At 54.9% G+C, this 24817-nt stretch carries 22 protein-coding genes and 3 tRNA genes; 14 read left to right on the top strand and 11 right to left on the bottom strand.

Annotation, left to right across the window (positions count from 1 at the left end):
- Positions 1-39: 39 nt before the first annotated feature.
- Positions 40-894: a bifunctional methylenetetrahydrofolate dehydrogenase/methenyltetrahydrofolate cyclohydrolase FolD gene (folD, locus tag ACG2XO_RS08205; RefSeq protein WP_410497503.1), complete on the bottom strand. Its 855-nt coding sequence runs from the start codon at positions 892-894 to the stop codon at positions 40-42.
- A gap of 134 nt (positions 895-1028) precedes the next feature.
- Between folD and ACG2XO_RS08200 the strand changes: the two genes are divergently transcribed.
- From ACG2XO_RS08200 to ACG2XO_RS08190, 3 genes are all read left to right on the top strand, one after another.
- Positions 1029-1105 (top strand) — tRNA-Pro (locus ACG2XO_RS08200).
- A gap of 34 nt (positions 1106-1139) precedes the next feature.
- Positions 1140-1216: transfer RNA gene (locus tag ACG2XO_RS08195), tRNA-Arg, on the top strand.
- A gap of 39 nt (positions 1217-1255) precedes the next feature.
- Positions 1256-1331: transfer RNA gene (locus ACG2XO_RS08190), tRNA-His, on the top strand.
- Between the two features lie 70 nt (positions 1332-1401).
- Here ACG2XO_RS08190 and ACG2XO_RS08185 read toward each other — a convergent pair.
- Both ACG2XO_RS08185 and rnhA read right to left on the bottom strand, forming a co-directional pair.
- Positions 1402-1608, bottom strand: coding sequence for a hypothetical protein (locus ACG2XO_RS08185; protein ID WP_410497502.1), 207 nt, complete (start codon positions 1606-1608; stop codon positions 1402-1404).
- A gap of 188 nt (positions 1609-1796) precedes the next feature.
- On the bottom strand, positions 1797-2231 hold the full coding sequence (gene rnhA / locus ACG2XO_RS08180; protein ID WP_410497501.1) for a ribonuclease HI: 435 nt from the start codon (positions 2229-2231) through the stop codon (positions 1797-1799).
- A gap of 35 nt (positions 2232-2266) precedes the next feature.
- Here rnhA and ACG2XO_RS08175 point away from each other — a divergent pair, with 35 nt between their 5' ends.
- Positions 2267-2554, top strand: coding sequence for a hypothetical protein (locus ACG2XO_RS08175; protein ID WP_410497500.1), 288 nt, complete (start codon positions 2267-2269; stop codon positions 2552-2554).
- A 58-nt stretch (positions 2555-2612) separates the two neighbouring features.
- Here ACG2XO_RS08175 and ACG2XO_RS08170 read toward each other — a convergent pair whose 3' ends face one another.
- A complete protein-coding gene (locus ACG2XO_RS08170) occupies positions 2613-3347 on the bottom strand; it encodes a class I SAM-dependent methyltransferase (protein ID WP_410497499.1) in 735 nt (244 codons plus the stop codon).
- Here ACG2XO_RS08170 and gloB point away from each other — a divergent pair.
- The 3 genes from gloB (at position 3327) to ACG2XO_RS08155 (ending at position 8745) form a co-directional block, all read left to right on the top strand.
- Positions 3327-4157 carry a hydroxyacylglutathione hydrolase gene (gene gloB / locus ACG2XO_RS08165; RefSeq protein WP_410497498.1) on the top strand — a complete coding sequence of 277 codons (831 nt, stop codon included), beginning with the start codon at positions 3327-3329 and terminating at the stop codon, positions 4155-4157. The genes ACG2XO_RS08170 and gloB overlap by 21 nt on opposite strands.
- Positions 4158-4315: 158 nt before the next feature.
- Positions 4316-5881 (top strand): LysM peptidoglycan-binding domain-containing protein, encoded by a 1566-nt coding sequence (locus ACG2XO_RS08160; protein ID WP_410497497.1) that lies wholly within the window; start codon positions 4316-4318, stop codon positions 5879-5881.
- Between the two features lie 140 nt (positions 5882-6021).
- Positions 6022-8745, top strand: coding sequence for a DUF2339 domain-containing protein (locus ACG2XO_RS08155; protein WP_410497496.1), 2724 nt, complete (start codon positions 6022-6024; stop codon positions 8743-8745).
- A gap of 222 nt (positions 8746-8967) precedes the next feature.
- On the opposite strand, the gene ACG2XO_RS08150 is transcribed toward ACG2XO_RS08155, so the two are convergent.
- The 3 genes from ACG2XO_RS08150 to ACG2XO_RS08140 form a co-directional block, all read right to left on the bottom strand.
- The gene (locus ACG2XO_RS08150) at positions 8968-9711 is read right to left on the bottom strand and encodes an LOG family protein (protein WP_410497495.1); all 744 of its coding nucleotides are present in this window, start codon (positions 9709-9711) and stop codon (positions 8968-8970) included.
- Between the two features lie 319 nt (positions 9712-10030).
- Positions 10031-11146 (bottom strand): alpha/beta hydrolase-fold protein, encoded by a 1116-nt coding sequence (locus tag ACG2XO_RS08145; protein ID WP_410497494.1) that lies wholly within the window; start codon positions 11144-11146, stop codon positions 10031-10033.
- A gap of 189 nt (positions 11147-11335) precedes the next feature.
- Complete coding sequence (locus tag ACG2XO_RS08140) at positions 11336-12268, bottom strand: hypothetical protein (protein ID WP_410497493.1); 933 nt, start codon at positions 12266-12268, stop codon at positions 11336-11338.
- A 204-nt stretch (positions 12269-12472) separates the two neighbouring features.
- Between ACG2XO_RS08140 and ACG2XO_RS08135 the strand changes: the two genes are divergently transcribed.
- From ACG2XO_RS08135 to ACG2XO_RS08125, 3 genes are all read left to right on the top strand, one after another.
- Positions 12473-13684 carry an MFS transporter gene (locus tag ACG2XO_RS08135; protein ID WP_410497492.1) on the top strand — a complete coding sequence of 404 codons (1212 nt, stop codon included), beginning with the start codon at positions 12473-12475 and terminating at the stop codon, positions 13682-13684.
- 489 nt (positions 13685-14173) lie between these two features.
- Complete coding sequence (locus tag ACG2XO_RS08130; protein ID WP_410497491.1) at positions 14174-16450, top strand: carbohydrate-binding protein; 2277 nt, start codon at positions 14174-14176, stop codon at positions 16448-16450.
- A gap of 221 nt (positions 16451-16671) precedes the next feature.
- Entirely contained in the window at positions 16672-17082 is a 411-nt protein-coding gene (locus ACG2XO_RS08125; RefSeq protein ID WP_410497490.1) for a YkgJ family cysteine cluster protein, read from the top strand.
- A 39-nt stretch (positions 17083-17121) separates the two neighbouring features.
- Here the strand turns inward: ACG2XO_RS08125 and ACG2XO_RS08120 are convergent, their stop codons facing one another.
- Positions 17122-17916 (bottom strand): phytanoyl-CoA dioxygenase family protein, encoded by a 795-nt coding sequence (locus ACG2XO_RS08120; RefSeq protein ID WP_410497489.1) that lies wholly within the window; start codon positions 17914-17916, stop codon positions 17122-17124.
- Between the two features lie 116 nt (positions 17917-18032).
- Positions 18033-18716 (bottom strand): energy transducer TonB, encoded by a 684-nt coding sequence (locus ACG2XO_RS08115; protein ID WP_410497488.1) that lies wholly within the window; start codon positions 18714-18716, stop codon positions 18033-18035.
- Between the two features lie 101 nt (positions 18717-18817).
- On the opposite strand from ACG2XO_RS08115, the gene ACG2XO_RS08110 reads away from it, so the two are divergent.
- From ACG2XO_RS08110 to ACG2XO_RS08095, 4 genes are all read left to right on the top strand, one after another.
- The gene (locus tag ACG2XO_RS08110; RefSeq protein WP_410497487.1) at positions 18818-19180 is read left to right on the top strand and encodes a response regulator transcription factor; all 363 of its coding nucleotides are present in this window, start codon (positions 18818-18820) and stop codon (positions 19178-19180) included.
- A gap of 2 nt (positions 19181-19182) precedes the next feature.
- Complete coding sequence (locus tag ACG2XO_RS08105; protein ID WP_410497486.1) at positions 19183-19788, top strand: hypothetical protein; 606 nt, start codon at positions 19183-19185, stop codon at positions 19786-19788.
- 34 nt (positions 19789-19822) lie between these two features.
- Positions 19823-20794 carry a GGDEF domain-containing protein gene (locus ACG2XO_RS08100; protein ID WP_410497485.1) on the top strand — a complete coding sequence of 324 codons (972 nt, stop codon included), beginning with the start codon at positions 19823-19825 and terminating at the stop codon, positions 20792-20794.
- 152 nt (positions 20795-20946) lie between these two features.
- Positions 20947-22707 (top strand): SulP family inorganic anion transporter, encoded by a 1761-nt coding sequence (locus ACG2XO_RS08095; RefSeq protein WP_410497484.1) that lies wholly within the window; start codon positions 20947-20949, stop codon positions 22705-22707.
- 233 nt (positions 22708-22940) lie between these two features.
- On the opposite strand, the gene ACG2XO_RS08090 is transcribed toward ACG2XO_RS08095, so the two are convergent.
- Both ACG2XO_RS08090 and ACG2XO_RS08085 read right to left on the bottom strand, forming a co-directional pair.
- On the bottom strand, positions 22941-23561 hold the full coding sequence (locus ACG2XO_RS08090) for a hypothetical protein (protein WP_410497483.1): 621 nt from the start codon (positions 23559-23561) through the stop codon (positions 22941-22943).
- Positions 23558-24802, bottom strand: a complete 1245-nt coding sequence (locus tag ACG2XO_RS08085) for a flagellar assembly protein T N-terminal domain-containing protein (RefSeq protein ID WP_410497482.1) — start codon at positions 24800-24802, stop codon at positions 23558-23560. Before ACG2XO_RS08085 ends, ACG2XO_RS08090 begins: the two co-directional genes overlap by 4 nt.
- Positions 24803-24817: the final 15 nt, after the last annotated feature.

The raw sequence follows: 24817 nt of genomic DNA, 5'->3' as shown, positions 1-24817 counted from the left end.
TGGAGCAAGGGGCACACCTCACCCCTTACTCCTCACACCTTACTTGCTGCGGTTTACGCAAGCGTCATAGGTATTCTGCATCAGCGTCGCGACCGTCATCAGGCCGACACCGCCCGGCACGGGTGTAATCCAGCTGGCGCGCTCTTTGGCCGTATCGAATTCAACGTCACCGCACAATTTGCCACTTTCCAGACGATTAATACCGACGTCGATCACCACCGCGCCCGGCTTGATCCACTCGCCTTTGACAAAATTAGGGATGCCTACACCAGCTACCACGACATCCGCACCAGCCACTTTGGCGGCCAGATCTTTGGTTTTGCTGTGGCAAACAGTCACGGTCGCACGCGCGAGTAACAGTTCGAGCGCTTGCGGACGACCAACGATATTGCTGGCGCCAATCACCACGGCATCTTTGCCAACCAGATCAATGCCGGTTTTTTCGAGCAAAGTCATTACACCGCGCGGTGTGCATGGGCGCAGCAAAGGCATTTTCAGCGTTAAACGGCCAATGTTATACGGGTGAAAACCGTCAACGTCTTTGATCGGGTCGATCAGCTCAATGACTTTGTCGGCGTCGATGTGCTTGGGCAGCGGCAATTGCACCAGAATGCCGTCGACATCATCATTCTGGTTCAGCTCGGCAACGAGTTTTAATACTTCTTCTTCGCTGGTTTCTGCAGGCAAATCGTAGGCCAATGAGGTCACGCCTGCGTTTTCGCACTGGCGTTTTTTATTGCCGACATACACTTGTGAAGCCGGATCAGAGCCGACCAGAATCACCGCCAGCGCTGGCGCACGTTTTCCCGCCGCTACCCGCGCATCGACTTTGGCGCGAACTTCGCGAACGATTTCTTGGGAAATGGCTTTACCATCAAGGATCTGGGCAGTCATCGGTGAAACTCCGGGCTATCAGTGCAAAAAAGCGATTTTCGCATTGATTGCTACTTTTTGCACTTTTGAGCGTGATTTTTTCACCGGGGGCTTGACGGCAAGCCAGGCAATCCGTATAGTTCGGCCTCTCTAGTCGGGGCGTAGCGCAGCCCGGTAGCGCACCTGGTTTGGGACCAGGTGGTCGTGAGTTCGAATCCCACCGCCCCGACCAGAAATACAAGCAGTAAAAATTGAATGTTTGTAGAGCTCCCGTAGCTCAACCGGATAGAGCAACGACCTTCTAAGTCGTAGGTTACAGGTTCGATTCCTGTCGGGTGCGCCAAGCAACTCGTAAAAATCAAAAGAATTCACCAGTTTTGTGGTGGCTGTAGCTCAGTTGGTAGAGTCCAGGATTGTGATTCCTGTTGTCGTGGGTTCGAGCCCCATCAGCCACCCCACAAAAGTAAAGGCCTCAGCTCACGCTGAGGCCTTTTTCATTTCCGTTCCATTATTACATTGCGGCTATTCTCACGCTTCGCCAGTTTTGACGCCGGCGTAATAAAATTGCCCATTACGGATTGTCGCTTCAAGCAGGCGGCGGCCGTAGCCGATTTCAAGGCCGGCCAGTTTATCTTGCTCGCCAATGGCCAGAACCCAGTCGGCGCCTTCGGGTAATTGTGCAACCAGCGCGGTGAGTTCGAGCCAGTCTTCAAGTGAGTTGGAATAGGTAATCATGTTTGGCACCCCCTCTTGATCAATTGACGATAATTGACGAACGCAAGACGACAGCAAACTTTTGGACTTAATTAGATAGATCGGTTTATTTGCAGCTTAGTTGAGCGCGTCTGCGCACGCTCTCATGAACGCAGTATAACGATCCGGGTGTGGCAAAAAATGAAGAATTAATGAAGGCTGGCGGCGCTTTAACGGGATAACACCGACTCGACACCCCGGTTGGCCAGCTGATCGGCGCGCTCGTTACCCGGATTGCCGGCGTGGCCTTTGACCCAGCGCCATTGCACGCTGTGTCGCGTAACCTGCTCGTCGAGTGCACGCCACAGGTCTTCGTTTTTGACCGGCTGCTTGGCGGCGGTTTTCCAGCCATTTTTTTTCCAGCCATGAATCCAGGTTTCGATCCCGTTTTTGACGTATTGCGAATCGGTGTGGATGGTCACTTCACAGGCACGGGTTAAAGAGCCGAGCGCTGAAATCACGGCGAGCAATTCCATGCGATTGTTCGTCGTATGCGCTTCACCGCCGAACAAATCTTTTTCATGTGCGCCATAACGCAAAAATGCGCCCCAGCCACCCGGCCCGGGATTGCCTTTACAGGCGCCATCGGTATAGATTTCGACCATACAAAAACCATTTTAAAGTTAACAAGGAGATCATCATGCGCTACATCAGCATCGCCGCAGTATTCACGTTTCTGGCCGGCAGTTGCCAGGCCGCCTCATTCTGCCTGTGGAAAATTCCGGCGCCCGAGAGCAAAACCGAGCGGTTTATCAATCTGACCGTCGTGCAATTTATCCAGCAATCCGACGAAGAGCTAGTCATCAGCTATGGCGGTGGCAATCTGGGTAGCGGGCATGATATGCGGATTCCGACCAAAAATCGCGAAGAAGGGGCAAAATTAATCGGCTCGATGCGCGACACGGTTAAAGCATGCGACAAACCATAGGGGTATATCAATCTAGCCAACAACTACAAACAGATACAGCAATATACCTGACAATGTATTATTTGCACTGATCCTGTTTGGCCTGAATCTGCATTTTCTCGACCGCCGCGGCGGCGCTGCGCTGGGGAACAATCACCGTACTCCAGTCCGGCTCAATGATATTCATTCCGCGCACGCGCTTGACGACGTCCAGACAATAAACGCCGCCGCCCGCTGGCCAGAATTTATCGCCAGCCTGATCCAGAAAACGGCTTTTATCCAGCCAGCCTTTGCGCTGCAGCGGCGGGCGATAGCACAGGAATTCACCGCGTATCAGTTGCAGATCAAGCAGTGAAATCCAGTCTTTCAAGCGGTTGAGCGCCAAGAAGTGTCCTTGCCATGGAATCTCGCGGGCTTTGATTCGCCGCAAGCCCCATAAGCTCCATGGATTAAATCCGGTGATCAGTATGCGCCCTTCCGGCATCAGCACGCGAGCGGCTTCGCGCAATACCGCGTGCGGGTCAATCGCAAAATCCAGCGTATGCGGCAGCACCAACAAATCGAGGCTTTGCTCGGCAAATGGCAAAGCTTCCGGCAGGCATTTGATTTGCGTTCCTGCCGCGCGGCCGACGATCTGCCGCCACGGCATACGATTGGCGCGCAGACAATCCACTTGCGGCAGCTCAAGCTGAACGGCTTTATAGCCAAACAGATCGACCGTGGTACGATCAAACCATGCCGCTTCGGCGTCACGGACATACTGACCCAGCGGCGTCGCCAACCAGGCGGCAAAATGATCAACTGCGGCAGTCATGGCCAGATCCGGGAATGGTTAATCATGCTCAATATCATCAATATCAGTGCAGTGCCTACCTATGAAGATAATTATATTTGGGTGATCCACCAGAACGGCAAGGCCATCGCAGTCGATCCGGGCGATGCCGCCCCCTTATTGGATTGGCTAGCTCGCAATGAGTTGCAACTGGCCGGCATTTTGATCACACATCACCACTGGGATCATATTACGGGTTTGGCCGCACTCACGCAGGCTAATTTGTCGCAACAGGCTCAGTTGCCCGTCTATGGCCCGGAACAAATCGCCCATATCAACCGCCCACTGCGCGGCGGTGAAACGCTGAATCTGCTGGGCGAAAATTTCAGCGTAATGGCCACGCCCGGCCATACGCTTGATCATTTGAGCTATTACGGCGCCGGAATTCTGCTCTGCGGCGACACGCTGTTCTCAAGTGGTTGCGGCCGATTATTCGAGGGCACGGCGGAGCAAATGTTCAACAGCCTGCAAACGCTGGCGCAACTGCCGGCCGAAACGCTGGTTTGCTGCACGCATGAATACACGCAAAGCAATTTGCGTTTTGCACTGCAAATCGAACCCGACAACCCGGCATTGCAAGCGCGCGCCACACAGGTAGCGCAATTGCGCGAACGTGGCGAACCCAGCCTGCCGTCGACACTGGCGATCGAGCTGGCAAGCAACCCATTTTTGCGCTGCGATCAGGCCACCGTTCGTGCCAAAGTTCAGCAACACGCCGGCATAGATTTTCAGGCCGAATCATCAGTCGAAGTTTTTACCGAATTGCGAAAATGGAAAGATCATTTTCGCTGATCCACAGCCAGCCATTTTTTGAAAAAATCAATACAAATCAGAGACTAAAACGCAAAATCTGTATTACTACTTCAACTATTGCCAGCTACAGATTGACACAGTCGGAAAGCCCCCATTACTATCTGGCTCAATTTAGAATTTACTCAGGAAACGGGCCAATGAAACTTCGCCTGTGCACAACACTATTAACCGCCCTGATCTCGCTGCCAGCCATGGCCGTTGAAGCGGGAAAACTCGATTACCAGCTCCGCAGTCTGAATCAGCCACTCCCCGGCAACACGCAGGCGACGATCAATCAATTGTTTGCCGACCCGGCCACGCCAATCTCTCAGGTTTACGCCCAGCAAAATTTATGGGATCGAGTGCGTAACGGCTTTGCGATTCCCGATATTGACAGCCCGCTGGTCACCAAATGGGAAAACTACTACGCCAGCCGCCCTGATTACCTGAACCGGATTATCGAGCGCAGCAATCGTTACCTGTATCACGTCGTCGGTGAAGTCGAAAAACGCGGCATGCCGATGGAATTTGCCTTACTGCCGATGATCGAATCGGCGTATAACCCGCGCGCCGAATCGCACGCCAAAGCTGCCGGCATGTGGCAATTTATTCCTGATACCGGCAAACGCTACGGTCTTGAACGCACCTGGTGGTACGACGGTCGCCGCGACGTTGTCGCAGCCACCGATGCCGCACTGAGCTATCTGCAAGACATTCACGGCATGTTTGATGACTGGCAACTGGCGCTGGCCTCGTACAACTGGGGCGAAAATGCCGTCAAACGCGCGCGTGATCGCAACGCCGCAGCCGGTCTGCCTACCGGCTATGTTGATTTACGCATGCCCGATGAAACACGCAATTACGTACCGAAACTGCTGGCGATCCGCAATATCATCGCCGACCCGGCAGCGTACGGCGTCAAGCTGCGCGACATTCCGAACCAGCCTTATTTCGCGACCTTGCAACCTGGCAAACACATGGACGTCAGCGTTGCCGCCAAGCTGGCCGAAATCAGCGTTGAAGAGTTGTTGCGCCTCAACCCCGGCTTTATCCGTCCCGTCATCGCCCACAAGGAAGACCGTAAACTGGTTTTGCCGCTCGATAAAAAAGAAACTTTCGAGCGCAATCTGGCGACTTATGAGCAGCCACTGCTGAACTGGCAGCCTTATGTCACCAAACAGGGCGAAAACTTCGAACAGCTGGCTGACGCCTTTGGGATTGCCAGCGAAGAATTGCGCGACATCAACGATATTGCTACCGGTGATCGCGCGGCGCGCGGCCAGACGATACTGGTTCCCAAAGTAGCCGGGCTGGATATTTCCGAACGCCAGACGCTGCAAGCACTGCACAATAATCGCGCAGCCGAAGCGATTGATACCGGTGAAAAAGACACGCCCAAGCCGGTGCTGACTGCAGCCAGAACGCATGGTGTCAAATCGGGTCGTGAACACAAGGTGGCCAAAGGCGATACGCTGTTCAATATCGCCAAACGCTATGACCTGAGCGTCGCCGAATTGAAAGCCATGAACGGCATCAAAAACGCCAACCTAACGCCGGGCGATACCTTGCGCGTCGGCAATGCCAGCGCCACGCCCAAATCGTATGTCGTCAAGCGCGGTGACACGCTGGCGTCGATTGCCAGAAAACATAACGTCAATCTGGCTGAGCTGAAAAAAATGAACCGCAAGCCAATTACGCCGGGAATGACGCTGGTGATGAACTGATCCAGACGCCAAACCAATAACGCCGCTACCCGGATGGACTAGCGGCGTTTTTTTTATCATGGGTATATTCATCCAATTCAGCATCAGTAAGAGCTATAACGACATACCCGGCATTGTATAGACACAGGCAAAGGACAATCATGATTCGCACAATTCTGGCTGTACTGGGGCTGGTTTATGGCTGGTCGATTTTTGAATTCAAGATCGGATTGGCATTTGCGCTCGTTGGCTTTCTGGTTGGCCACTGGTTTGAAAAACGCTCGGCCAATCCGCCACAAACCACACCTTCAGAAAGGCCAGCCGTACTGAGTGAGTTTGCCCAGCTCAAACAGCGTGTCGCGCGACTCGAAGCCGAAGTGGCGCAATTAAAAGCCGCCAGCCCAATGCACACCATACAAGCTGACGCAGCGCCTTCCGTCGTGGCCGATACGCCTGTCATTCCAGCAACCACCTTCGCTCCCCCTCCTGCACCGCCTGAACCGCTGGCAAACGATCCGGTTGCAGCAACGGCCAGCATATCGCCAGCCCCCGAAATCCCGAACACGTCCTCATGGCTGGAGCAAGCCTGCCTGCGTGGTAAAGACTGGCTGCTGGGCGGCAATACCGTCGTGCGGCTGGGCATGCTGATTTTATTTATCGGCGTGAGCTTTTTGCTCAAATTTGCCGCCGACCAACAGATGCTGCCAGTTGAACTCCGGCTGCTCGGACTGTCGCTCGGCGCTGCGGCCATTTTTGCTGTCGGCTGGCGCCTGCGTGAGTCGCGACGCGGCTATGCGCTGATCATGCAGGGCGGCGGTCTTGGCGTACTGTATTTCACGATTTATGGTGCGATGAAGCTGTATCAGCTGCTGCCAACGACGCCAGCCTTTGCTTTGCTGGCACTGCTCGGTATAGCCGCAGCGATACTGGCAATCCGTCAGGACAGTAGCGCTCTGGCCGTAATGGGAATCAGCGGCGGTTTTCTGGCCCCTATCCTGTGCAGCACCGGCGCAGGCAATCATGTGCTGTTATTCAGTTATTTTGCGCTGCTCAACGCCGGAATTTTCGGCATTGCCTGGTTCAAGTCCTGGCGCTCGCTCAACCTGCTCGGCTTTGTTTTCACCTATGCGATTGCCGGGCTATGGGGTGTGCTCGAATACCGAAGCGAACTGCGCGCCAGCACCCAGCCCTTTGTGATTCTGTTCTGGCTGTTTTACGCCGGAATCAGCACTTTATACGCGCTCAAGCGCAGCCACTCCCCCAGCCAGCACTCACTCAGATCAATCGTCGACGGCACGCTGGTTTTTGGCACGCCCATCGTCACACTCGCTTTGCAGTCGCAGCTGATGGAAGGAATTGAATACGGCATGTGCTACAGCGCGCTGATTGGCGCAATGGCTTATTTTGCGCTGGCGGCATGGCTTTACCGACGCGGCGATGAAGCGTTGCGATTGTTTTTCGAAGCGCAGCTTGCCATTGCAGTCTTGCTGGCGACGCTGGCGATTCCGCTGGCTTTTGACGGCAACGTCACCGCGGCGATGTGGGCGATTGAAGGTGCTGGCGTCGTCTGGCTTAGTCTTCGACAGCAGCGTCAGATTGCTTTGGCCTTCGGTCTGGCTTTGCAGTTTGCGGCGGGGATATTGGTTTTAGTCGCCAGCGATTATTACACCAGCACACCGATACTCAATGGCGTGTATCTCGCCGATGTGCTGATCGCGCTGTCGGGGCTGTTTTGTGCCTGGCGATTGCAAGAAATCCCCAAGCAGGAAAAACGTGGTTGGCAGGTGCCATTGAAGCCGCTCAGCTGGAGACCGGCGGTTGGCTGGGGACTGTACTTGTGGGGGATGTCCTGGTGGGCGAAGGCCAATTTCGACGAAATCGGGCGTTTTCTCAGCGGGCATCATATCGAGAGCGCCCAGCTCTTGGTAATTGCCTTGACCGCCGCCGTATTCCAGCAACTGCGTGCTCAGTGGCGCAATGCGCAATTGGTTGCGATCGCGCTCGGCCCGGTCTTGCTGTGGATGGCGCTGGAACAATTTGACCGCTTGCCGCATTTCTTTACGCTCTGGGGCTGGCCGATTGCGCTGATCGCCGTATTTGGCCTGCTGTTTCAGCAAGATGAATTCGGTCAATCGCAAAGCTGGCAGCATGTCGTTGCCGCCTGGCTAAGCTGGGGTATCTTCGTCAATGAAACAGCCTACCTGGCTGAGAGGCATATACATAGCAATGTATGGGTACTGGCGACTTTTGCCTGCATCACCAGTCTGGCTCTGGCACTCATTAAATGGCTCCCTTGGCCGGTCAAGGCGCACTGGCGTGCCTACTGGGTGTACGGCACCGCGCCGACGGCCGTGTTGCTGCTGTTATGGAGCTGGTATAGCGCGCTGTCGGGAGGGGATTCGCGCTGGCCGCTGCTCAATTCGCTCGATCTGGCGCAAATCGCCGTATTTGGCGTGCTGGCATTCTGGTGCCGCCAGACGCTGATCGAACTCAAGCCCAATACGAGACCGCGCTGGCTGTATGCGCTGGCCGGTGTCAGCCTGTTTGTCTGGCTCAATGCCATGCTGTTGCGAACTCTTCATCATGGCAGCGGGATTGAATATACCTTTGACGCACTGCGTCATTCGACGCGGGTACAAATGAGTTTGTCGATTTTCTGGACCGTGATCGCGCTGGCGTTGATGCTGGTCGCAACGCGCCGCTACGGGCGGGTTTTGTGGCTGACAGGCGCCGGGTTACTGGCCGTCGTCATTGCCAAATTATTCCTGCTCGATTTATCACATATCAGCGGAATTGAGCGCATCGGCTCGTTTATCGGTGTTGGTTTATTGCTGCTGCTGATCGGTTATCTGGCACCGCTGCCGCCGGGGAAAACCGACGAATAAGCCACCATTGCGGTAATGCCATTCACTTAGGCCGATACGTTGTAAGTTCCCCCCTTCGACGAAGGGGAGCTAGGGGGGATTTGGCTCTGCTTGGGCTTCTTTGGCGCTTGAAATATCGTCAAATCCCCCTCAATCCCCCTTTTATCAAGGGGGAAGCTAAAGTCAAATTCCTTAAGTGAATAGCATTATCCGTTACGATGGCTTTTTGTAGTTAGATCGCACTTAACGTGGTGGAGAAGTTCGCACCGGATTGAGTTCTTTATCCATTTCCAGCCAGCGCGCGTGGTGTTCGCGAATCAGGTGAATCGCGTCTTCTATCGTATCGACGACAATCGGAATCTGCATGTCGACCGCACTGGCCAGCCCGGCTTCGTTGCTGACCATATAATGCTGCGCCCAGTCGACCAGCTCGTGCCACATTTCACCGACCAGAATCAGCGGTGTGTCATACAGCTTGCGCACCTGCAGCAACTGCCAGACCATCGACAGCTCAAGCAGTGTGCCAATCCCGCCTGATGTGACGATAAACGCGTTCGAACGCAGCATGAAATGATGCAAACGTGAAAAGAAGGTTTTGTGCTCGAAAACACGGCCAACAAAATCATTCACATTCTGCTCGAAATCCAGATCGATGCGGATCCCGACCGATGCTTCAGGTTTGTTGGGCGCGCCCTGGCTGGCGCCCTCGTTAGCGGCCTGCATCAAACCGGGGCCGCCGCCGGTAACAATGTGGCAGCCCATTGCGGCCAGTTGCGCGGCCAGTTGCTTGACGGCCTCATAGCGCGGCGTGTTTTCTTCAATCCGTGCCGAGCCAAAAATAGTGACATGGTAATCGGGCGTGTGCGCCGGACGCAGGCGCGATAGTTCATCGACGGCATCCCACAATTTGAGCACCGTTTCACCAACGATATCGAGTGCTTCGTCGTCGTCGATAATGCCAATCGGTTTGTTTTTCGGGTTAATCATGATGCCCCCTAGGTTTTTATTATTGTCAAATTCGACCATTTCAGCTTAAGCCCAAGACCACGCCTTGTATAGTTTTTAGCGGCAAATTAGAGGTGTGGTGACATAAAAAAACCGCACCGGGCTTAGTCCGGTGCGGTTCATCGCTTGAACGACAGAAAAGCGAAATAGGTAAAATCACATACCCAAGCATGTATATTGGTAAAGTCTTTATACAAAAATGGCTCTAAACACATACCCCCAATTAAAAACCATCTTTAATCGCATATTGGTTGTCCGGCTGGCGCAAGGCTTTCGGTACCAGCCGGGCAATTAGCGCTCTTTATTCGCCGTATGGATACAGCAGCTCAAGCCCGGGGCGCGTCGACACCAGCGGCACTTCCAGATGCGTGGCGCTCGGGAACTCGACAAAGTGCGCGTCGCTCTGGCGCCCGTTCAGCGTGTCGGCATAGGCCGCTGTCAGCGCCAGATTGAAGTCACCGGCTTCGCTGCCGGCACTCAGATAGCTGCGGCGGCTGGCTTGCAGCGCACTCTGCGCAACGGTGTTGGCCTGGTTCAGCGTGGCGTTGTCGTTGTACCAGAGCGCCGGGCTGAACAGCAGGTAGTTGCTGAAGAGCCCCGGCGAGTTCAGCTGCAGGTGCGCGCCATATAGGCCACCGAACGATGCGCCGACAAAGCCACGCTTGGCCGGCTGAGCGCGAAAACGCTGCTCGACCGCAGGGATAACCTGCTCGCTGAGAAAGCGCGTGTAGGCCGCCGCACCGCCAGTCACTTGCTGGTCGGCCGACAGATCGGGCAGGAAGTTACGGACATAGGCGTCTTCATCCTCGCGGAAGGTCGGCGTGAAATCACGCTCGCGGCGGATCAGGCAGTTCAACAATTCCTCGGGGCAGCGGATTCCGGCGATGATCACCGGCGCGACCTTGCCCTCGGCTTCGGCGGCGCGATACTGGCTGATGAAGCTAGGGATCTGCTCAATCGGCACTTCGCGACCCTCGAACCAGGCGAACAGCGTCTGGGTTTGTGCCGGCTCGTTGAGCAGATTCCAGTCGGTGACGTAGAGCACCGGATAGGTGCGCTGCGGCTGGTAGCCGGTCGGCAGATGGACCTCGACGATGAAGTCTCGGCCTATCGTAGTGCTGGGGCTTTGCAAGGTTTTGACGGTGGCGGCATCCAGCGTCCAGCTACTGACCTGCGGGTACTGGCAGGCGCCGAGATCCTGCCATTCGCTGTCGTAGGGCTGGCTGCCGGGACGAACGGCCTGCGTCCACCACTTGGCACGATAGTTGCGACCCTGTTCGCTAACGGTGTTGTCGACCGTGTACGCGCGGTCGCCACGCCAGTAGTCGGCGCAATCGGCGGTGGCAGTGGCGGCCAGCGCAGCAGTACTACACAGGCCAAGCAGGGTGGCGATCAGGGTTTGTTGCATGACGTTCATGGTGTTCATCCTGTGGTGTTGCCGCTGCCACACGCTCGCAACACTGCCAGCGCAGGTAGGGCTGGTAGGGCTGGTAGCGAAGCATGGGTTTGGCTAACGCGTCAGTTTGCGCGCAGCGTGGTTCGGATCAGCTTCAGCAGCTCGTCGTGTTTACTGAAAAAATATCTGATCAGGAATGATGAGATAGGCTTATTTTTTCGCTTTGACAGTCTCAAGCAATTCAGCCATCACGTCTTCAGGCAAATCCGGTGCAAAAGTGGCTTTACCCATGCCGTCGGCTTCAAAGCGGATCGGCACGGTAAATTTCTGTCCGCACGCCTGCGCCACCCAGACTTCCTGCCATTTGCCGCGAATCATTTTGTACGGTTTAGGCTGTTTGACATCATCGAGTTTGAGCATCAGATATTCGCCGCCTGTGACCGGCTTGCTGATTTTAAAATCAATCGGTTTGATGTTTTCTTCGGTACACGCCGCTTTAAGCGCCTGATTCTGGAAGGCCGCAGCGACAAGCGGATGCTGCAACACTTCACGCCGCAGATACAAAGGCACATGGCTTTGCCCCATTTCGCTGGCCTTGGCCCAGTTTTCCTTATCGCACTGGCGATACCAGTTGGCGCGCTCGGTGCCACCCAGCGCCGTCACACTATTGCCCAGATCCAGACAAATCGCCTCAACCGCCAGTTTGAAATGCTGTTGCGCAGCCTTGTAAACCAGCTCGGCAGCGTAGCGCTCGTCTTCACGCGCGACCAGATCACGTTTGGCCAGCTCGGCATAACGCATCAGATCGAGCTGACCGTCGGCCATTTTCAAACCGGTCAACGCTTCACTTTGCAGCAAACCGGCGAGCATAAATTGTGCTTCGGGGAGTTTTCTGGCGACCAGCGGCTCAAGCAATGCGCGCGCTGCGGCACTATTTTTGTCAGTGCCTTTACCCTGCATATAAAGCTGCGCCAGCAATAAGCGCGTCACATCAGTGGCACTACCATCGTCCACGTCGGCTTTGGCCGAAGCAAACGCCAGTACATAGTCTTGCTTGTCAATCGCATTCTGGATCAACGCCTCGCCTGCCGAGACCGATCCGCACAACAGCCAAGTTAAATAAATTACCGATTTCAGTTTCATTTTGTCCCCCTGCCCGCTTTCCATTCGGGCTTTGGTAGCATCTTACTGTAGTCAGATTCAATCGCCTACATTGCACATCACAGCGCTGTTGGGATTGCGTTTGCGGGCAGAGATCAGACATCAACCCCCTCGGCGGAAAACTACACTATCCAACGCTGGCAAGACTGCCTATGATACTGCCCACTCGTCTGTTGGAAATCCCCCATGAGCCACGCCCTGTTTCGCAACAAGAACTTCATTTTGCTGTGGTCAGCTTCAATCATCGGCAATTTTGCACTCGCCGTCGCGATGCTGGCGGAAACCTGGTTTGTCGTCAAAACGCTGGGCGCCAAGGAGCAGCTGGGGCTGGTCATGATCGCAGGTTCTGTGCCGCGAATTGCCTTGATGGCCGTCGGTGGCGTGCTGGCCGACCGCTTCCGGCGCAGCCGGATTATTCTGATTTCGCTCGGCTCACGTGTGCTGATGCTGTTTGCGCTGGTCGGCCTGCTGGCGATCGACCGGCTCGACATCTGGGCATTGACGATTTTTGCTTTTCTGTACGGTTCACTCGATGCCTTTTTCTGGCCGGCGCGCGATGCGCTGATTCCGGCCATCGTGCCGGATCGCGACCTGACCCAAGCCAATTCGGTCATGCTGACAACCAATCAGATCGGTCTGGTTTTTGGCCCGGTGCTCGGCGGGCTATTGCTGGCGACCTTAAGCTATGAAATGATTTTTAGTCTGACCGGCGTCATGCTGGCCATCGCGACCCTTTGTAACGGCCTGATCAACGAGCCGTTTAGCGCCAAGGTACGCCATGCAGGCAGCACCATGCTGACCGAATTGAAAGAAGGCGTGCAATACGCCATCCGTACGCCGGTTTTGCGCTCGCTGATGCTGATTTATGCCGCCGCCAACCTGCTATTTATGGGGCCGAGTGTGATCGGCACCCCGATTATCGTCACCGATAATCTGAATGGGCATCCGACGACGCTATCGTATTTGCAAAGCGCTTTTGCTGCCGGCATGGTCATCGGCGGTGTGTTACTCACGCTGTATCCACCGACCAAAAAACGCCTGTTAATGATTACGGTGATTATCGCGCTCGAAGGCATAGCGCTGGCATTACTCGCACATACCGGCTGGGTCTGGATGGCCGTCGCGATTCAGGCGCTGATCGGGCTGGGAGTGGCTGGCAACAATGTGCCAATGATGTCGTTGATCCAGCAATATTCGGACAAAGACAAAATCGGCCGGGTAATGAGCCTGAACAGCATGGCCTCAATGGGATTGACGCCGATCTCGTATGCCATGGTGACCGGACTGCTTTCGCTGAATATTTCAATGGGCTGGATCATGCCGATTTTCGGCCTGACGATGAGTGCGTTAATGATCATCCTGACGCTCAGGATGCCGGTGATTCGCGAAATCAACTAGCACGCACGCGACGCCGTACACACTTACGGCGGACGCTGCTTGCGACTTAACAGCAGCAAGCACCTTCTCAAGTATCGGGAAAGCCACGCTATCCTCGCCCATGTTTTGAAGCCCCCCCCCGCCCCGTCCGGAAATTCCGCGCATTAATTACACCTTCCTCACAAAAAATAACCAATGGCTTTCCAAAGTCATTCGACAGTAAAAAACAACACCGCTCAAAATCAAGCCAAATAATTGATTAAATTTGATTTTTTAAAATTACACCTTGAGGTACAACAGGGTGTGATCCAGGCACGTTCCCAAGCGAAAATGACGTGGGCATAGTAAGCCAGCAGCAAAGAAATCAGAAAACATAAATCTTTGCGGGACAAATACAAGCGGTATAGGGCCATAGAGCACTGCCGTTCTAGCTTACCGGGCAATACCCACTAAATCGAGCCGATTTGTTGCCGGTACAAAGCGGCTTAGACCAACAAAAGGATGGAGAAGATGCAATTTAAGCAACTTAACCACGCACTGGTGATCGCCCTGTTCACCAGTGCTGGCTTGCTGGCAGGCACAGCCCATGCGCTGAGCCCAACGCCGATGACAACGCCAATCCCAAGCTACCCAAGCTGGGATAGCACCAGCGTTTATACCGCCGGACAGCGGGTTAGCTATAACGGCACTTTTTACGAAGCTAAGTGGTGGACGCAAGGTGATAACCCTGCTCAATCGGGCGAATGGGGCGCGTGGAAGCTGGTGACCGGCCTGCAGGTCACGCCCACACCAACACCAACGACGACGCCTTCGACGCTCGTCACCGAGCCGTTGACGACATCACGCCCGAATATGGGCGGTACTTGCGCCAATCCATCGCCGGCTAGCTGGCAAACGGGGCAACAAATCGCCGCTGGGCAAGTCGTCTCAGTCGCTGGCTATATGCCCGGCAATGGTTCAATGCTGGTGTTCAAAGCCGTCGCAGCCCATCTGAGCAGCGAACAAAACAAACCAGTCATCACCAGCACCAGCGTGACGTATGACAGCAGCCTCTGGCAGACCGGCGCTTGGTACATTCCGCCTTGCCCGACGATATCACCGACGCCGGTGCCAACCCCCACTGCGACGCCAAGCAATCAGCCGCCAAGCGTCAGCATTTCCTCCATTTATGCCGCCATCAATAACGATATCAGGTTCAATGCAACGGCAAGTGATAGCGACGGCAGCATTACCAAAGTTGAGTTTTATGTTGACAACAGTTTGGTCGCCACCAAGGACAGTTCACCTTACCAAGTATCTCAACGCCACAGCTACTTTCTCGGCAGCACACATACGGGCTACGCAGTAGCGACCGACAATCTGGGCGCGCAAACGACCTCCAGCACCATTACATTCACCATTGCAAGTGATGTTCCTCCACCAAATTGTGTTGATGCCGCATGGAATAGCGCGACTGCCTACACTGGCGGCCAGAAAGTCAGCTACAACGGTCGCACTTATCAGGCGCAATGGTGGACTCAGGGCGAGCAGCCAGACCTGAATACCGGCTCGGGCAAACCGTGGAAAGATTTGGGTGCATGCTACGCGCCGCCGCCAACTCCGACACCGACACCGACACCGACAGCCACACCATTCACCGCAACACCGACCCCCCTAGTGTGCCCGATGGTAACGCCACCAGGGCCTGGTTCGGTATGGGTTTCTCAAGGTGATTGCGCGGGATATTGGACTACCCCGCCGACGCCGACACCGACTGCCAGCAGCAAGCCGGTACTCGAGTCAGCACAAATCACCACCTGGAAAAACGGTGCAAAAGGCGCGTATTCACTGGTGCACGATGATTACTGCTCGATGTACTACGGCAATGATCCGTACATCAAGATCATCGATCCCGAGCTGAAAAAACGCGGTCTGGTCGCAGGGTTTGGCGTCATCACCAATAACTGCTCCGAGCAACACTGGACTGCGGCGAAGCAATTTATCGCCAATGGCCATGAAATCGTCAGCCATAGCCGCAACCATCCTGACCCGTATGTGAGCGATGCCGATCTGGAAGCGCAATTGAACGGCTCTGCCGCCGATATTGCCGCCAAGCTCGAAGGCTATCAGGCCAGCTATTTCATCTGGCCTAGCGATGCAGCGTCCACCGTTGCGACGGACTTCCTGAAAAACAACACGCAATACCTCGGTGGTCGCGCATCACACCTGGTTGCCAACGGCACAGTCGATTACACGACAATGCCAGCGGGCGTGAATGCGGCGAATTTTGATAATCCGTTCCGCGTGAAATGGGATCTGTTCACCACCGATGGTCGCTGGTCACTGTACCCGATGGGCAGCGAAATTCTGAACCTGCACATCGACGCAGCAATCAGCCAGGGCGGCTGGGCAACACGCACAGCGCACGGCGTGGATACCGGCTACTGGGAAACCATTCCATTGGCACGCTACCAGGCGCATCTGGATTACGCCAAAGCCAAGGTGGACTCGGGTGAGTTGTGGATGGATACGCCGTCGAACGTGATCAAGTATCGCTATGCGCGAGAAAATTGCCGTCTGCTGGTACCGGCCGTCATTGGCAACAACACGATAGGCTTCAGCAGCACGACTACATGCCAGAAATACGCGACACCGCTGACGCTGCAAATCACCGCCAGCAATGTACAAGGCACGCTGGCCATTATGCAAAATGGTCAGGCTCTGCCGCTGAAAACGGGTCCAATGGGCAGTGTGCTGGTCACGGCTGATCCACGGGCTGGCAATCTCACGCTGGTCAATACTCAGTAAACTGTACTAATACAAGCGCCTTTAGCTCACATCCCCGTCCTGCCGCCGATCCCCGGCGCAGACGGGGATTTTTTATTTCCACTCGCGGGAATAGTTGCTGCTGCAGACTGGATGAGATAGCCCGCCGCCCGTCAGCACTCAAAGCCGGCTGGACGCATAAGGTTTTTTCGCCTGCAGCTCTGTGTTACTCTGCGCCTCTTGTTGATCCAGGCCGAGTTGTTGTGGTTACTATCAAGAAACGCAATGTCATCACCGTCACCGATTTAAGCCGGACCGAGACGTGGGTGAAGTTTTACAATGGTTTATGCGATGATTGCGTTGGCAGTTGCTGCACGATGCCGGTAGAAGTGAAAATCGTCGACCTGATCCGCATGGGCGTCGTTGATGAATTTGACGCCGTCGAGCCCGCCAAAAACATCGCCAAACGGCTAATGAAAGCGCGCATCATCGAGCATTTCAATTTCAAAAACGAAATCTACACGCTCGCGCGCCGCAGCAATAACGACTGCATCTATCTTGATGCGCAAACGCGCCGCTGCACAATTTACGAAAACCGCCCCAATACCTGCCGCAAACACCCGCAAGTTGGGCCTCGTCCCGGTCACTGCGCCTATAATCGCAAAGGTATATAGCTGTAAACCAATACTGAATTGGCCTACAAACAAATACCCCTACTCAGCGACATTCCACTCTATTGATGGCAAACTGGCCGAACGCGAACCGGCTTGCGGCAGATTGTCGCTGGCGTGGTAGCTGAACACCAGCGAATATTTGGTCGCGCTGGTGGCATTGCGGCTGGCGGCATGAAAAGTTCTGGCGTCAAACAGCACCACATCACCGGCTTGCAGGGTCGGAAATTCGGCCTTGCTCACCCACGGCGCGGCCAGCGGATGATCCGGCAGCAAAAACTCTTTTTCATCGAAAGCGTCGTCAGGAAAATCAACGCGATGCGATCCGGCAATAAAACCCAGACCGCCATTGACCGGTGACTCATCGCCCAGCGCCAGCCAGCTCGACACCAGCTCGGGGCGCGCAAAGCGCCAGTAACGCACGTCACGGTGCCAGAGCGTATCGCTGCTGAAACTCGGTTGTTTGGTCATCAGACTGTTGTGATGTGCCTGCGTCAGCGAGATGTCCTGACTGCCCAGCAGGCGCGCAATCAATTGCAATAAGGGCTGCTCGCCAGCCCAATCGAGAAACACGGCGTCACGCGTCGCCATGCCACGCAAACGGCGTATCGTTGAGCCGCCCTGCGCTTGAGTCGAATCTGGCGCGCCCGGATAACCCAGCTCGGCTTCCAGCTCCAGCGGCGGCAGGCGCAATTGCAACTGGTGCATCGCCTCGGCACGAATCGCTGCGACACGTTCTGGCCGGGCAAAACCGCGCAAAATCAACACCCCGTCACGGACAAACGCATCGGCAATCGCAGCCAGATCGCTGTGATCGGCAAAGGAAATTATCGGCACTATCAGCACACCCCAAAGTCGGAACGCGATTGTAAGCCTTTGGGACGCCAAAAACCATCACGGTAAACCCCAGTCCGGGTGAAACCGGGAGTAATCCCAGCAAGACCGCAAGCGACTCAATCGACCAGATTCAGCCGCACCGGCATGTCAATCTTGTCTTCGACAGCCACGCCACCGCGCTGCGCTGCTTTGAAGCGCCACGAAGACAGCACCGTCTTGCGCGCCAGTTGGTCAAATTCAGCCGCGCCACTGCTGCGCACAATGATTACCTGCGTGGGCTTGCCGTTGCTGTCGAGCGCAATGCGCAGCATCACCGGCTCTTTCACATTATTGCGCCGTAAACTGGGCGGAATGTCGGGAGCCGGACTGTACAACACCTGCGGCTTGATGTATTCGTCGAGCGTATCGTCATCCTCGCTGACCGTTACTTTTTCCGGCGCTCTGGCCTCAGGAAAGTCAAAATCGCCACGTACACCGCGATTACCCGTTTCAGCAAGCGCCTGTTGCACCTGTTGCGCTGCTTGCAAAGCCGATGCCCTGACAGCGGGCGGCGCAGGCTGTGACAATGACGGCGCAGTTTTTTCTGTTTCCACGACAGGGGCTGTGTGAGCTGCTGGCGGCAACGACTGTTTCTGGCGTGGCGGTGATTTAAAGTCGAGCGAGATCTGCAAGGCAGCCGGAGCAAACGACGGCCTGTTACCCGCGCCAGGCAACAGCAGCAAAGCCAGCAAATGCAGAAGCACGGAAGCAGCCCAAATCCAGCCATAGCGAAGATTCACACCTGGGCAATTCTGCGTCATCAATCCCTACCTCTTAATGCATAAGCCACGTACTGCAAAATGCTCAACGCCCCGGCGATGAGCTGCTAAAGTAAATTCTGTTCTCATCCGGGCCTAACACCATGACTTATACCGTACTGATTGTCGACGACAGCAAGGTTTCCCGAATGATGCTGCATGCCATGATCAACCGAGAGCGCCCGCAGTGGCAGATACTTGAAGCATCAAGCGGTCAGGAAGCCATCGAGCTGGCCAGCCGTGAATCGATACAGCTGATCAGCATGGATCTGAACATGCCCGGCATGGATGGCATTGAAGCTGCAGAGAAAATACACGATTTGCATCAGGAAACCAAAATCATTCTGCTCACCGCCAATGTCCAACAAAGTGTTCGGCAACGCGCAGCCAATGCCCAATTGCATTTTTCTGCCAAACCGATCAATGAGCGGACACTGAGCGACTTGCTCACGTTTGCCGGGGCCTAGCGATGCATGAGTTTACCCCTTTACAGCAAGACGCGATTTGCGAAGTGTTTAATATCAGCGTTGGTCAGGCCGCAGCAACAATGAGCGAAATGGTCGGCGAAGAAATTTTGCTCTCGATACCCAATATCCAGTTTTACACACTGGAAAAAGCCAGTGAAATCCTCAACCAGAATAACGAACGCATTTGCGGCGTTCAACAGGATTTTTCCGGCTGTTTTCACGGGCATGCGCTATTGATTTTCCCGGAAGATCGCTCGCTGGAGCTGGTGCGGCTGATGATAGGCAAGAATATGCCACTCGAATACCTCACCGAGCTGGAGCAGGATGCGCTGGCCGAAGTGGGCAATATCATTCTCAACGCCTGTCTGGCTTCGCTTTCCGATATTTTTCAGCATCAATTTCAATGCGGGCTACCCGTTCTGCATATTGGCAACAGTCAAACAGTTCTGCTGCAATGCGACCCCGAGCATCAAGTGATGCTGCTGCATATCCAGTTCACACTGGCACACCGTAAAATCGAAGGCTATGTGATTTTCATGATGAACGCCGAATCGCTCGATTTGCTGCTCAAGGCCATCGAACAATTTACCTCTGGTATATCCTCATAACTCAATCAGTATCTGACCTACAGAAAGATACCCAATGAAAACTGTTCATCCACTTTTATTACACAGCGCCATTGACTCGCTGGATCTGGGGATCATCCTGCTCAATGGGCGCGGCGAAATCGTACTCTGGAATCGCTGGCTGACCCGATCCTCCGGACGCACAGCCCAAGCGGTCACCGGCAAAACACTGCTTGAAGCTTGCCCTGAACTCAACAATAGTCGCGTGCTGCAAGCACTTGATGCTGCATTAAATAAAAATCTGTCCGCCCGGCTATCACAGTCACTCAATAAAGCGCCATTCGATCTATTTTGCCCAGCCGGAAATCCGAATCAGCCCCCACTCAGAATGCAGCAATCGATCCATATTTCTCCGCTCTTGCAAGACGATCAGCAGCGATATGCGCTGATTCAGATTCACGATGTCAGCAGCTCGGTGCTGCGCGAACAACTCTTGCACGAGCGCGCCGAAGCATTACGCCGCCATGCTTATCAGGATACGCTGACCGGCATACCCAACCGAAGCTGGTTTGCAGAAACGCTGGATCATCTCTGGCGCGTTGCCGCGCGCCAACATGGCGATATCGGGTTGATCGTCATCGACATTGATCACATGTCAAAGCTTAATGAAAGCCAGGGAATGTCCACTGGCGATCATTGCCTGCAAGCCATTGCGGCGTGTCTGCAAAAAACGCTACACCGCCCCGAAGACTTGCTGGTACGTTATGAAGGCGATGAATTTATCGCCTTGCTGCCCAACACGCCCTTAGCCGGAGTCAAAATCATTGCCCAGCAAATGCTCGATGCCATCGGCAAACTCCATTATCCATTTCCGCAATCTTGCGATGGCTATGTGAGTGCCAGCATGGGCTGCGCCAGCTTGAAAAGTAGCCATGAACTCGATTGCAGCATGCTGCTTCAGGAGGCCGAGCTGGCGCTGTTTTTTGCCAAACAAAATGGCCGAAATCAGATTTGCGACAGTCTGGGTCCCCTCAAGAATTCCGAGTGATTGGCTTCTTTGAGGTTTCAAGCCCGCTCCTGCACGGCTCAAACTTTAAAAGGGCAGATCAATAGAGTCTGTTGCACCAGCAAGCACAAGAAACTCCCACTCCCTGCCCGCTCTCTGGCTAAACTGAAATCAGGAATGGGCAAGGAGATGCAATGCTTCACGACACCGGGCAAACACGCCGTTTGCTGGCTCTCTGGCAACAATCGGGTCTGGCTAAAATCCGGCGCGACTCGCTGAGCAATGATCTGGCAGCCGGAATCAGTGTCTGCGTGGTGCTGATTCCGGCCTGTGTCGCCTACGCCGATCTGGCCGGAATGCCGGCACAAAACGGTTTGTACACCGCGCTGGCCGGCATGCTGGTGTATGCGTTGTTTGGCAGTTCGCGCCAAGTCATTGTCGGCCCGGATGCCGCCATTGCCTTGCTCGTCATCGCGGCGATTTCTCCGCTGGCACAGCCGGGCAGCTCACAATATATCGTGCTGGCGGCAATCTTGACGCTCGAAGTCGGCGTGTTGATGCTGATTGCGGCCAAAGCCAAGCTGGGTGCAATCGCCGACTTGCTGTCCAAGCCGGTGTTGCTGGGTTTTATGAACGGCGCGTCGTTGATTCTGATTGCCAGCCAGCTGGGTAAATGGAGTGGTTTACAGCTGATTGAAAGTGCTTTTTTCCCGCGTATGCTCGAGCTGTTTTCCCGCGCCAGCGAAATGCATGGCACGACCTTGATTATCGGCCTGCTCTCGCTGGCTTTTCTGGCGCTCATGCGGCTGCTGTTTCCCCGTTTACCCTCAGCAATTGTGCTGTTTATCGTCGCCATCAGCGCGGCCTTTCTACTCGATGTCGGCGAGCGTGGCGTCGCTTTACTGGGGCAGTTGCCCAAAGGCATTCCAAACCTGAATACACCGCAGATCAGCTGGAATCAAATTAGCACCCTGCTGCCGGCCGCAGCAGGGATTGCGCTCCTGGCGATGCCGGAAGGTATTTTACTGGCACGCGCTTTTGCGCAGAAAAATCACTATGAAATCTCCCCCAATCGCGAATTAATGGCGCTGGGGCTGGCCAATCTGGCGGCCAGTCTGTGGCAGGGTTTTGCGCTGGGCGCAAGTCAGTCGCGCACCGCAATTAATGATGCGGCGGGTGGTCAATCGGCTTTGTCCGGGCTCATTGCCGCCTTGCTATTGCTGTTATTTCTGTTGTTTTTATCCGGCTCGCTGCAGTACTTGCCGGTGACCACTTTATCAGCCTTGCTGATTTTTGCCGGTTTCAATCTGATCGATACCCGCAGCTGGCTTGAAATGTACCAGCTTGATCGCACTGCGGCCATTTTCTCGCTGATCACGACCATCGGCGTACTGGTGGTGGGGGTATTGCCCGGAATCATCGTTGGAATATTGCTTTCACTGGCATACCTCATACAGTTTATGGCCAGACCATTTGATGCGGTGCTGTGTTCGGTGGCTGGGCGCAAAGGTTTTCATGACGTAGGCGAAGCGAATTTGAGCGGCGAGTCGCACTATTTGCAGGGTTTGCTGGTGTACCGCTTTTATGCCCCATTGCTGTTTGCCAATGCCAGTTTTTTTATCGACCGAATCAGGGAGCTGGTCGCGTCAGATGGCGATACACGCTGGGTGCTGATTGATGCACAGGCGATCACGTTTCTGGATGTCAGCGCTGCCGAGCAATTGCTCACGCTCAATCGCCTGCTCGAAGAGGCTGAAATTGACCTGAAATTTGCCCGCTGCAACCGGCCATTGCGCGAAGCGCTTGATCGCTATGGCGTGACCGATGCGCTGGGCGCTGACAGCTTTTTTGCCCACGTGCATGAAGCTCTGGCTCAATACAAGCAGCTTTATCCCGACGTCGTGCCTGAGCCGGTCAGCCCCCATGAATGGGATGGCGTTGAGCGACGCAAATGATTTAGGCTCTGTTGACGTTTGGTTTACGGTCGCGCTGGGCGATTTTTGTGACGACTCTGCGTTGCAAAACCCTCGCATAGAATGACTATGCTGCGGGCTTTGCGTCTTGTTTCAGGCCAAAACCAGCACAAACGCGACTCGCAAACCAAACGTCAACAGAGCCTAGAACGGATCATGAAAAAGCCCATTTAAAAATGGGCTTGGCTTGGCTTGGCTTGGCTTGGCTTGGCAGATCAAGGATAGCTGTATTGCTGCCAGCGCAGCTCAGGATCCTTCACGATATAAATTTCCGCAGCAGGCCAGGCCATCGCAGCCGGTTTGTCTGTTGTCGAAGCTTTCCAGCTCGCAGCAGGCTGAGTGGGTAGTGCTGCGGATTTGCCCGTGCTCATTGGCACGATTTTGCCTGCCGGCAGGCTACTGCCGGGTCGCACTCTGACTAGACCGGCAGTGGCTGATTCATGGCCTTCCGAGTTTTCCCCCGTTTTAGGCGCTGTTTTAGACACTGTTTTAGCTTTGGGTTTCGGCGCCTTGGATGCCACATACTGACGCGGCACCGGCCGCGATGTGCCGTATTTGGGTGGCACATACTGCACTACCGGCGGCTCGGTGGGACCGGAGCTCGTTGCGGCTTTAGTTACGGACGCGGCATCGGCATGATTTTTCGGTTTCGGGCTCGCATGTGAGCTCGGAGCACTGGCTGTTTTTGCCGCCGATCCGGTAATGAGATGATCAACCTGCATTGGCGCCGCATTTTTCATCGGCGTCGTCGTGCTTTTCGGCGGCGGCACCGCAGTGCTTGCCGCAAATACGGCGGCAGGAAAAACCAGTAAAATCACAGCAAAACCATGTTTCATTTTGTTTTCTCCCGCCCGACCAGTCGCACATAATCACCGACCTGAACCGCCGAGCCGCTCATCACGCCGACCGAAAACAAGGGCTGAACCTGAATCACATTGAGATTGCCAGCCATTTCTTCAGGCAAACCTAGGCTCATCGAAGGATCAAAGCTGGCTGCTGCCAGCGGCAAGTTGCCCGGCATCACACGGTACGCCTGCAGGGTGTCGCCAACTGCCAGACCTGAAGTCGTTCCGGCGTCGAAATAAACGCGGCCTTTTTCCACCCGCGTCACCCGCGCCGAGAATGGAATACACGACACGTCCTGCATGACTTTTGCCGCGCCTTCAACCAATTTGGCTTCAATAAGACGGCCGAAATCAGTTTCCTTAAAGCCCTCGGTTCCCATACTGGTCGCATTGTCTTGTGCCACGCTGCCAGTTGCTTTCCCAGCCAGGCGATGGCGATTGATCAAGGCGCCGGAAATACCGTCAAAAACAAATAGCTCATATTCAAAACGCCGAGACTCTGGCGTGGCCTTGATGCCCACTTGCGTAAAATTGATATAAGGGATATTCAATTCAAGCTTGCGCTCACCAACGCGTACATCGTTGCCATAACTCATCATATAGCGCTCGCCACTGGTCGAAATATCCCGAACAATGCCGCCAATGACAAACTGTGTCGCAAAGCGACGCGCCAGCTCCCGCACCCGTTCAGGCTGCAAAATGGGATCGACATATTGTGGCTGGAAGTCAAAAACAGCTTCGGATGGCGCACGCTGCGGCAGAAAACCGCCGCTATCATACAATTTGCGAAGCATTTCCTGCTGCAAGCCTTCAGGAAAGCGATCCAGATCGCCCGCCTGCCCCGGGCGCTGCATCCAGAAATGCGAAACCAGAATTTTGCGTTTGTATTCTGCGCCCAGACATTGTGGGGCTCGTTGAGCATGGGTGGCTGTCGTCGTTGCTAGCTCGACTGCCGCCTCGTCGACATCGACGACGACGTGCAAAAAGCCATTGCTCTGCCATTCCTTGATCTTGCGATAGCTGCCTATCGGCGCACCACGCACCTGGCTCGATTCACTGAGCGATTTACCACTTTTCTGGCTGGCCGATTTAACCGACGCGCCATTGAACAGTGCGGCGTTTTCCAGCGCATCAGCAATCGCAGCGGCGCGAGCCGACTCCAGACCTTCGGCACCGAGCGGCGCAATTCCTTCATGCTGCATCGCCAGTGCGTGCACACTGAACAACAGCATCAGGCAGAACAGGCG

It is taken from the genome of Chitinibacter sp. S2-10, from assembly GCF_046530675.1.
GTDB lineage: Bacteria > Pseudomonadota > Gammaproteobacteria > Burkholderiales > Chitinibacteraceae > Chitinibacter.
The sequence above is the reverse complement of the archived record's forward strand: the minus strand, read 5'-3'. Positions and strand labels throughout refer to the sequence as shown.

Excerpts from the sequence above, each read along its gene's own strand:
- ACG2XO_RS08105 (WP_410497486.1), top strand. The coding sequence starts at position 19,183 with ATGCATGAGTTTACCCCTTTACAGCAAGACGCGATTTGCGAAGTGTTT.
- ACG2XO_RS08145 (WP_410497494.1), bottom strand. The coding sequence starts at position 11,146 with ATGAACGTCATGCAACAAACCCTGATCGCCACCCTGCTTGGCCTGTGT.
- ACG2XO_RS08095 (WP_410497484.1), top strand. The coding sequence starts at position 20,947 with ATGCTTCACGACACCGGGCAAACACGCCGTTTGCTGGCTCTCTGGCAA.
- ACG2XO_RS08135 (WP_410497492.1), top strand. The coding sequence starts at position 12,473 with ATGAGCCACGCCCTGTTTCGCAACAAGAACTTCATTTTGCTGTGGTCA.
- ACG2XO_RS08130 (WP_410497491.1), top strand. The coding sequence starts at position 14,174 with ATGCAATTTAAGCAACTTAACCACGCACTGGTGATCGCCCTGTTCACC.
- ACG2XO_RS08150 (WP_410497495.1), bottom strand. The coding sequence starts at position 9,711 with ATGATTAACCCGAAAAACAAACCGATTGGCATTATCGACGACGACGAA.
- ACG2XO_RS08175 (WP_410497500.1), top strand. The coding sequence starts at position 2,267 with ATGCGCTACATCAGCATCGCCGCAGTATTCACGTTTCTGGCCGGCAGT.
- ACG2XO_RS08155 (WP_410497496.1), top strand. The coding sequence starts at position 6,022 with ATGATTCGCACAATTCTGGCTGTACTGGGGCTGGTTTATGGCTGGTCG.
- ACG2XO_RS08140 (WP_410497493.1), bottom strand. The coding sequence starts at position 12,268 with ATGAAACTGAAATCGGTAATTTATTTAACTTGGCTGTTGTGCGGATCG.
- ACG2XO_RS08100 (WP_410497485.1), top strand. The coding sequence starts at position 19,823 with ATGAAAACTGTTCATCCACTTTTATTACACAGCGCCATTGACTCGCTG.
- ACG2XO_RS08085 (WP_410497482.1), bottom strand. The coding sequence starts at position 24,802 with ATGCTGTTGTTCAGTGTGCACGCACTGGCGATGCAGCATGAAGGAATT.
- ACG2XO_RS08110 (WP_410497487.1), top strand. The coding sequence starts at position 18,818 with ATGACTTATACCGTACTGATTGTCGACGACAGCAAGGTTTCCCGAATG.
- ACG2XO_RS08185 (WP_410497502.1), bottom strand. The coding sequence starts at position 1,608 with ATGATTACCTATTCCAACTCACTTGAAGACTGGCTCGAACTCACCGCG.
- gloB (WP_410497498.1), top strand. The coding sequence starts at position 3,327 with ATGATCAACTGCGGCAGTCATGGCCAGATCCGGGAATGGTTAATCATG.
- rnhA (WP_410497501.1), bottom strand. The coding sequence starts at position 2,231 with ATGGTCGAAATCTATACCGATGGCGCCTGTAAAGGCAATCCCGGGCCG.
- ACG2XO_RS08160 (WP_410497497.1), top strand. The coding sequence starts at position 4,316 with ATGAAACTTCGCCTGTGCACAACACTATTAACCGCCCTGATCTCGCTG.
- ACG2XO_RS08170 (WP_410497499.1), bottom strand. The coding sequence starts at position 3,347 with ATGACTGCCGCAGTTGATCATTTTGCCGCCTGGTTGGCGACGCCGCTG.
- folD (WP_410497503.1), bottom strand. The coding sequence starts at position 894 with ATGACTGCCCAGATCCTTGATGGTAAAGCCATTTCCCAAGAAATCGTT.
- ACG2XO_RS08090 (WP_410497483.1), bottom strand. The coding sequence starts at position 23,561 with ATGAAACATGGTTTTGCTGTGATTTTACTGGTTTTTCCTGCCGCCGTA.
- ACG2XO_RS08115 (WP_410497488.1), bottom strand. The coding sequence starts at position 18,716 with ATGACGCAGAATTGCCCAGGTGTGAATCTTCGCTATGGCTGGATTTGG.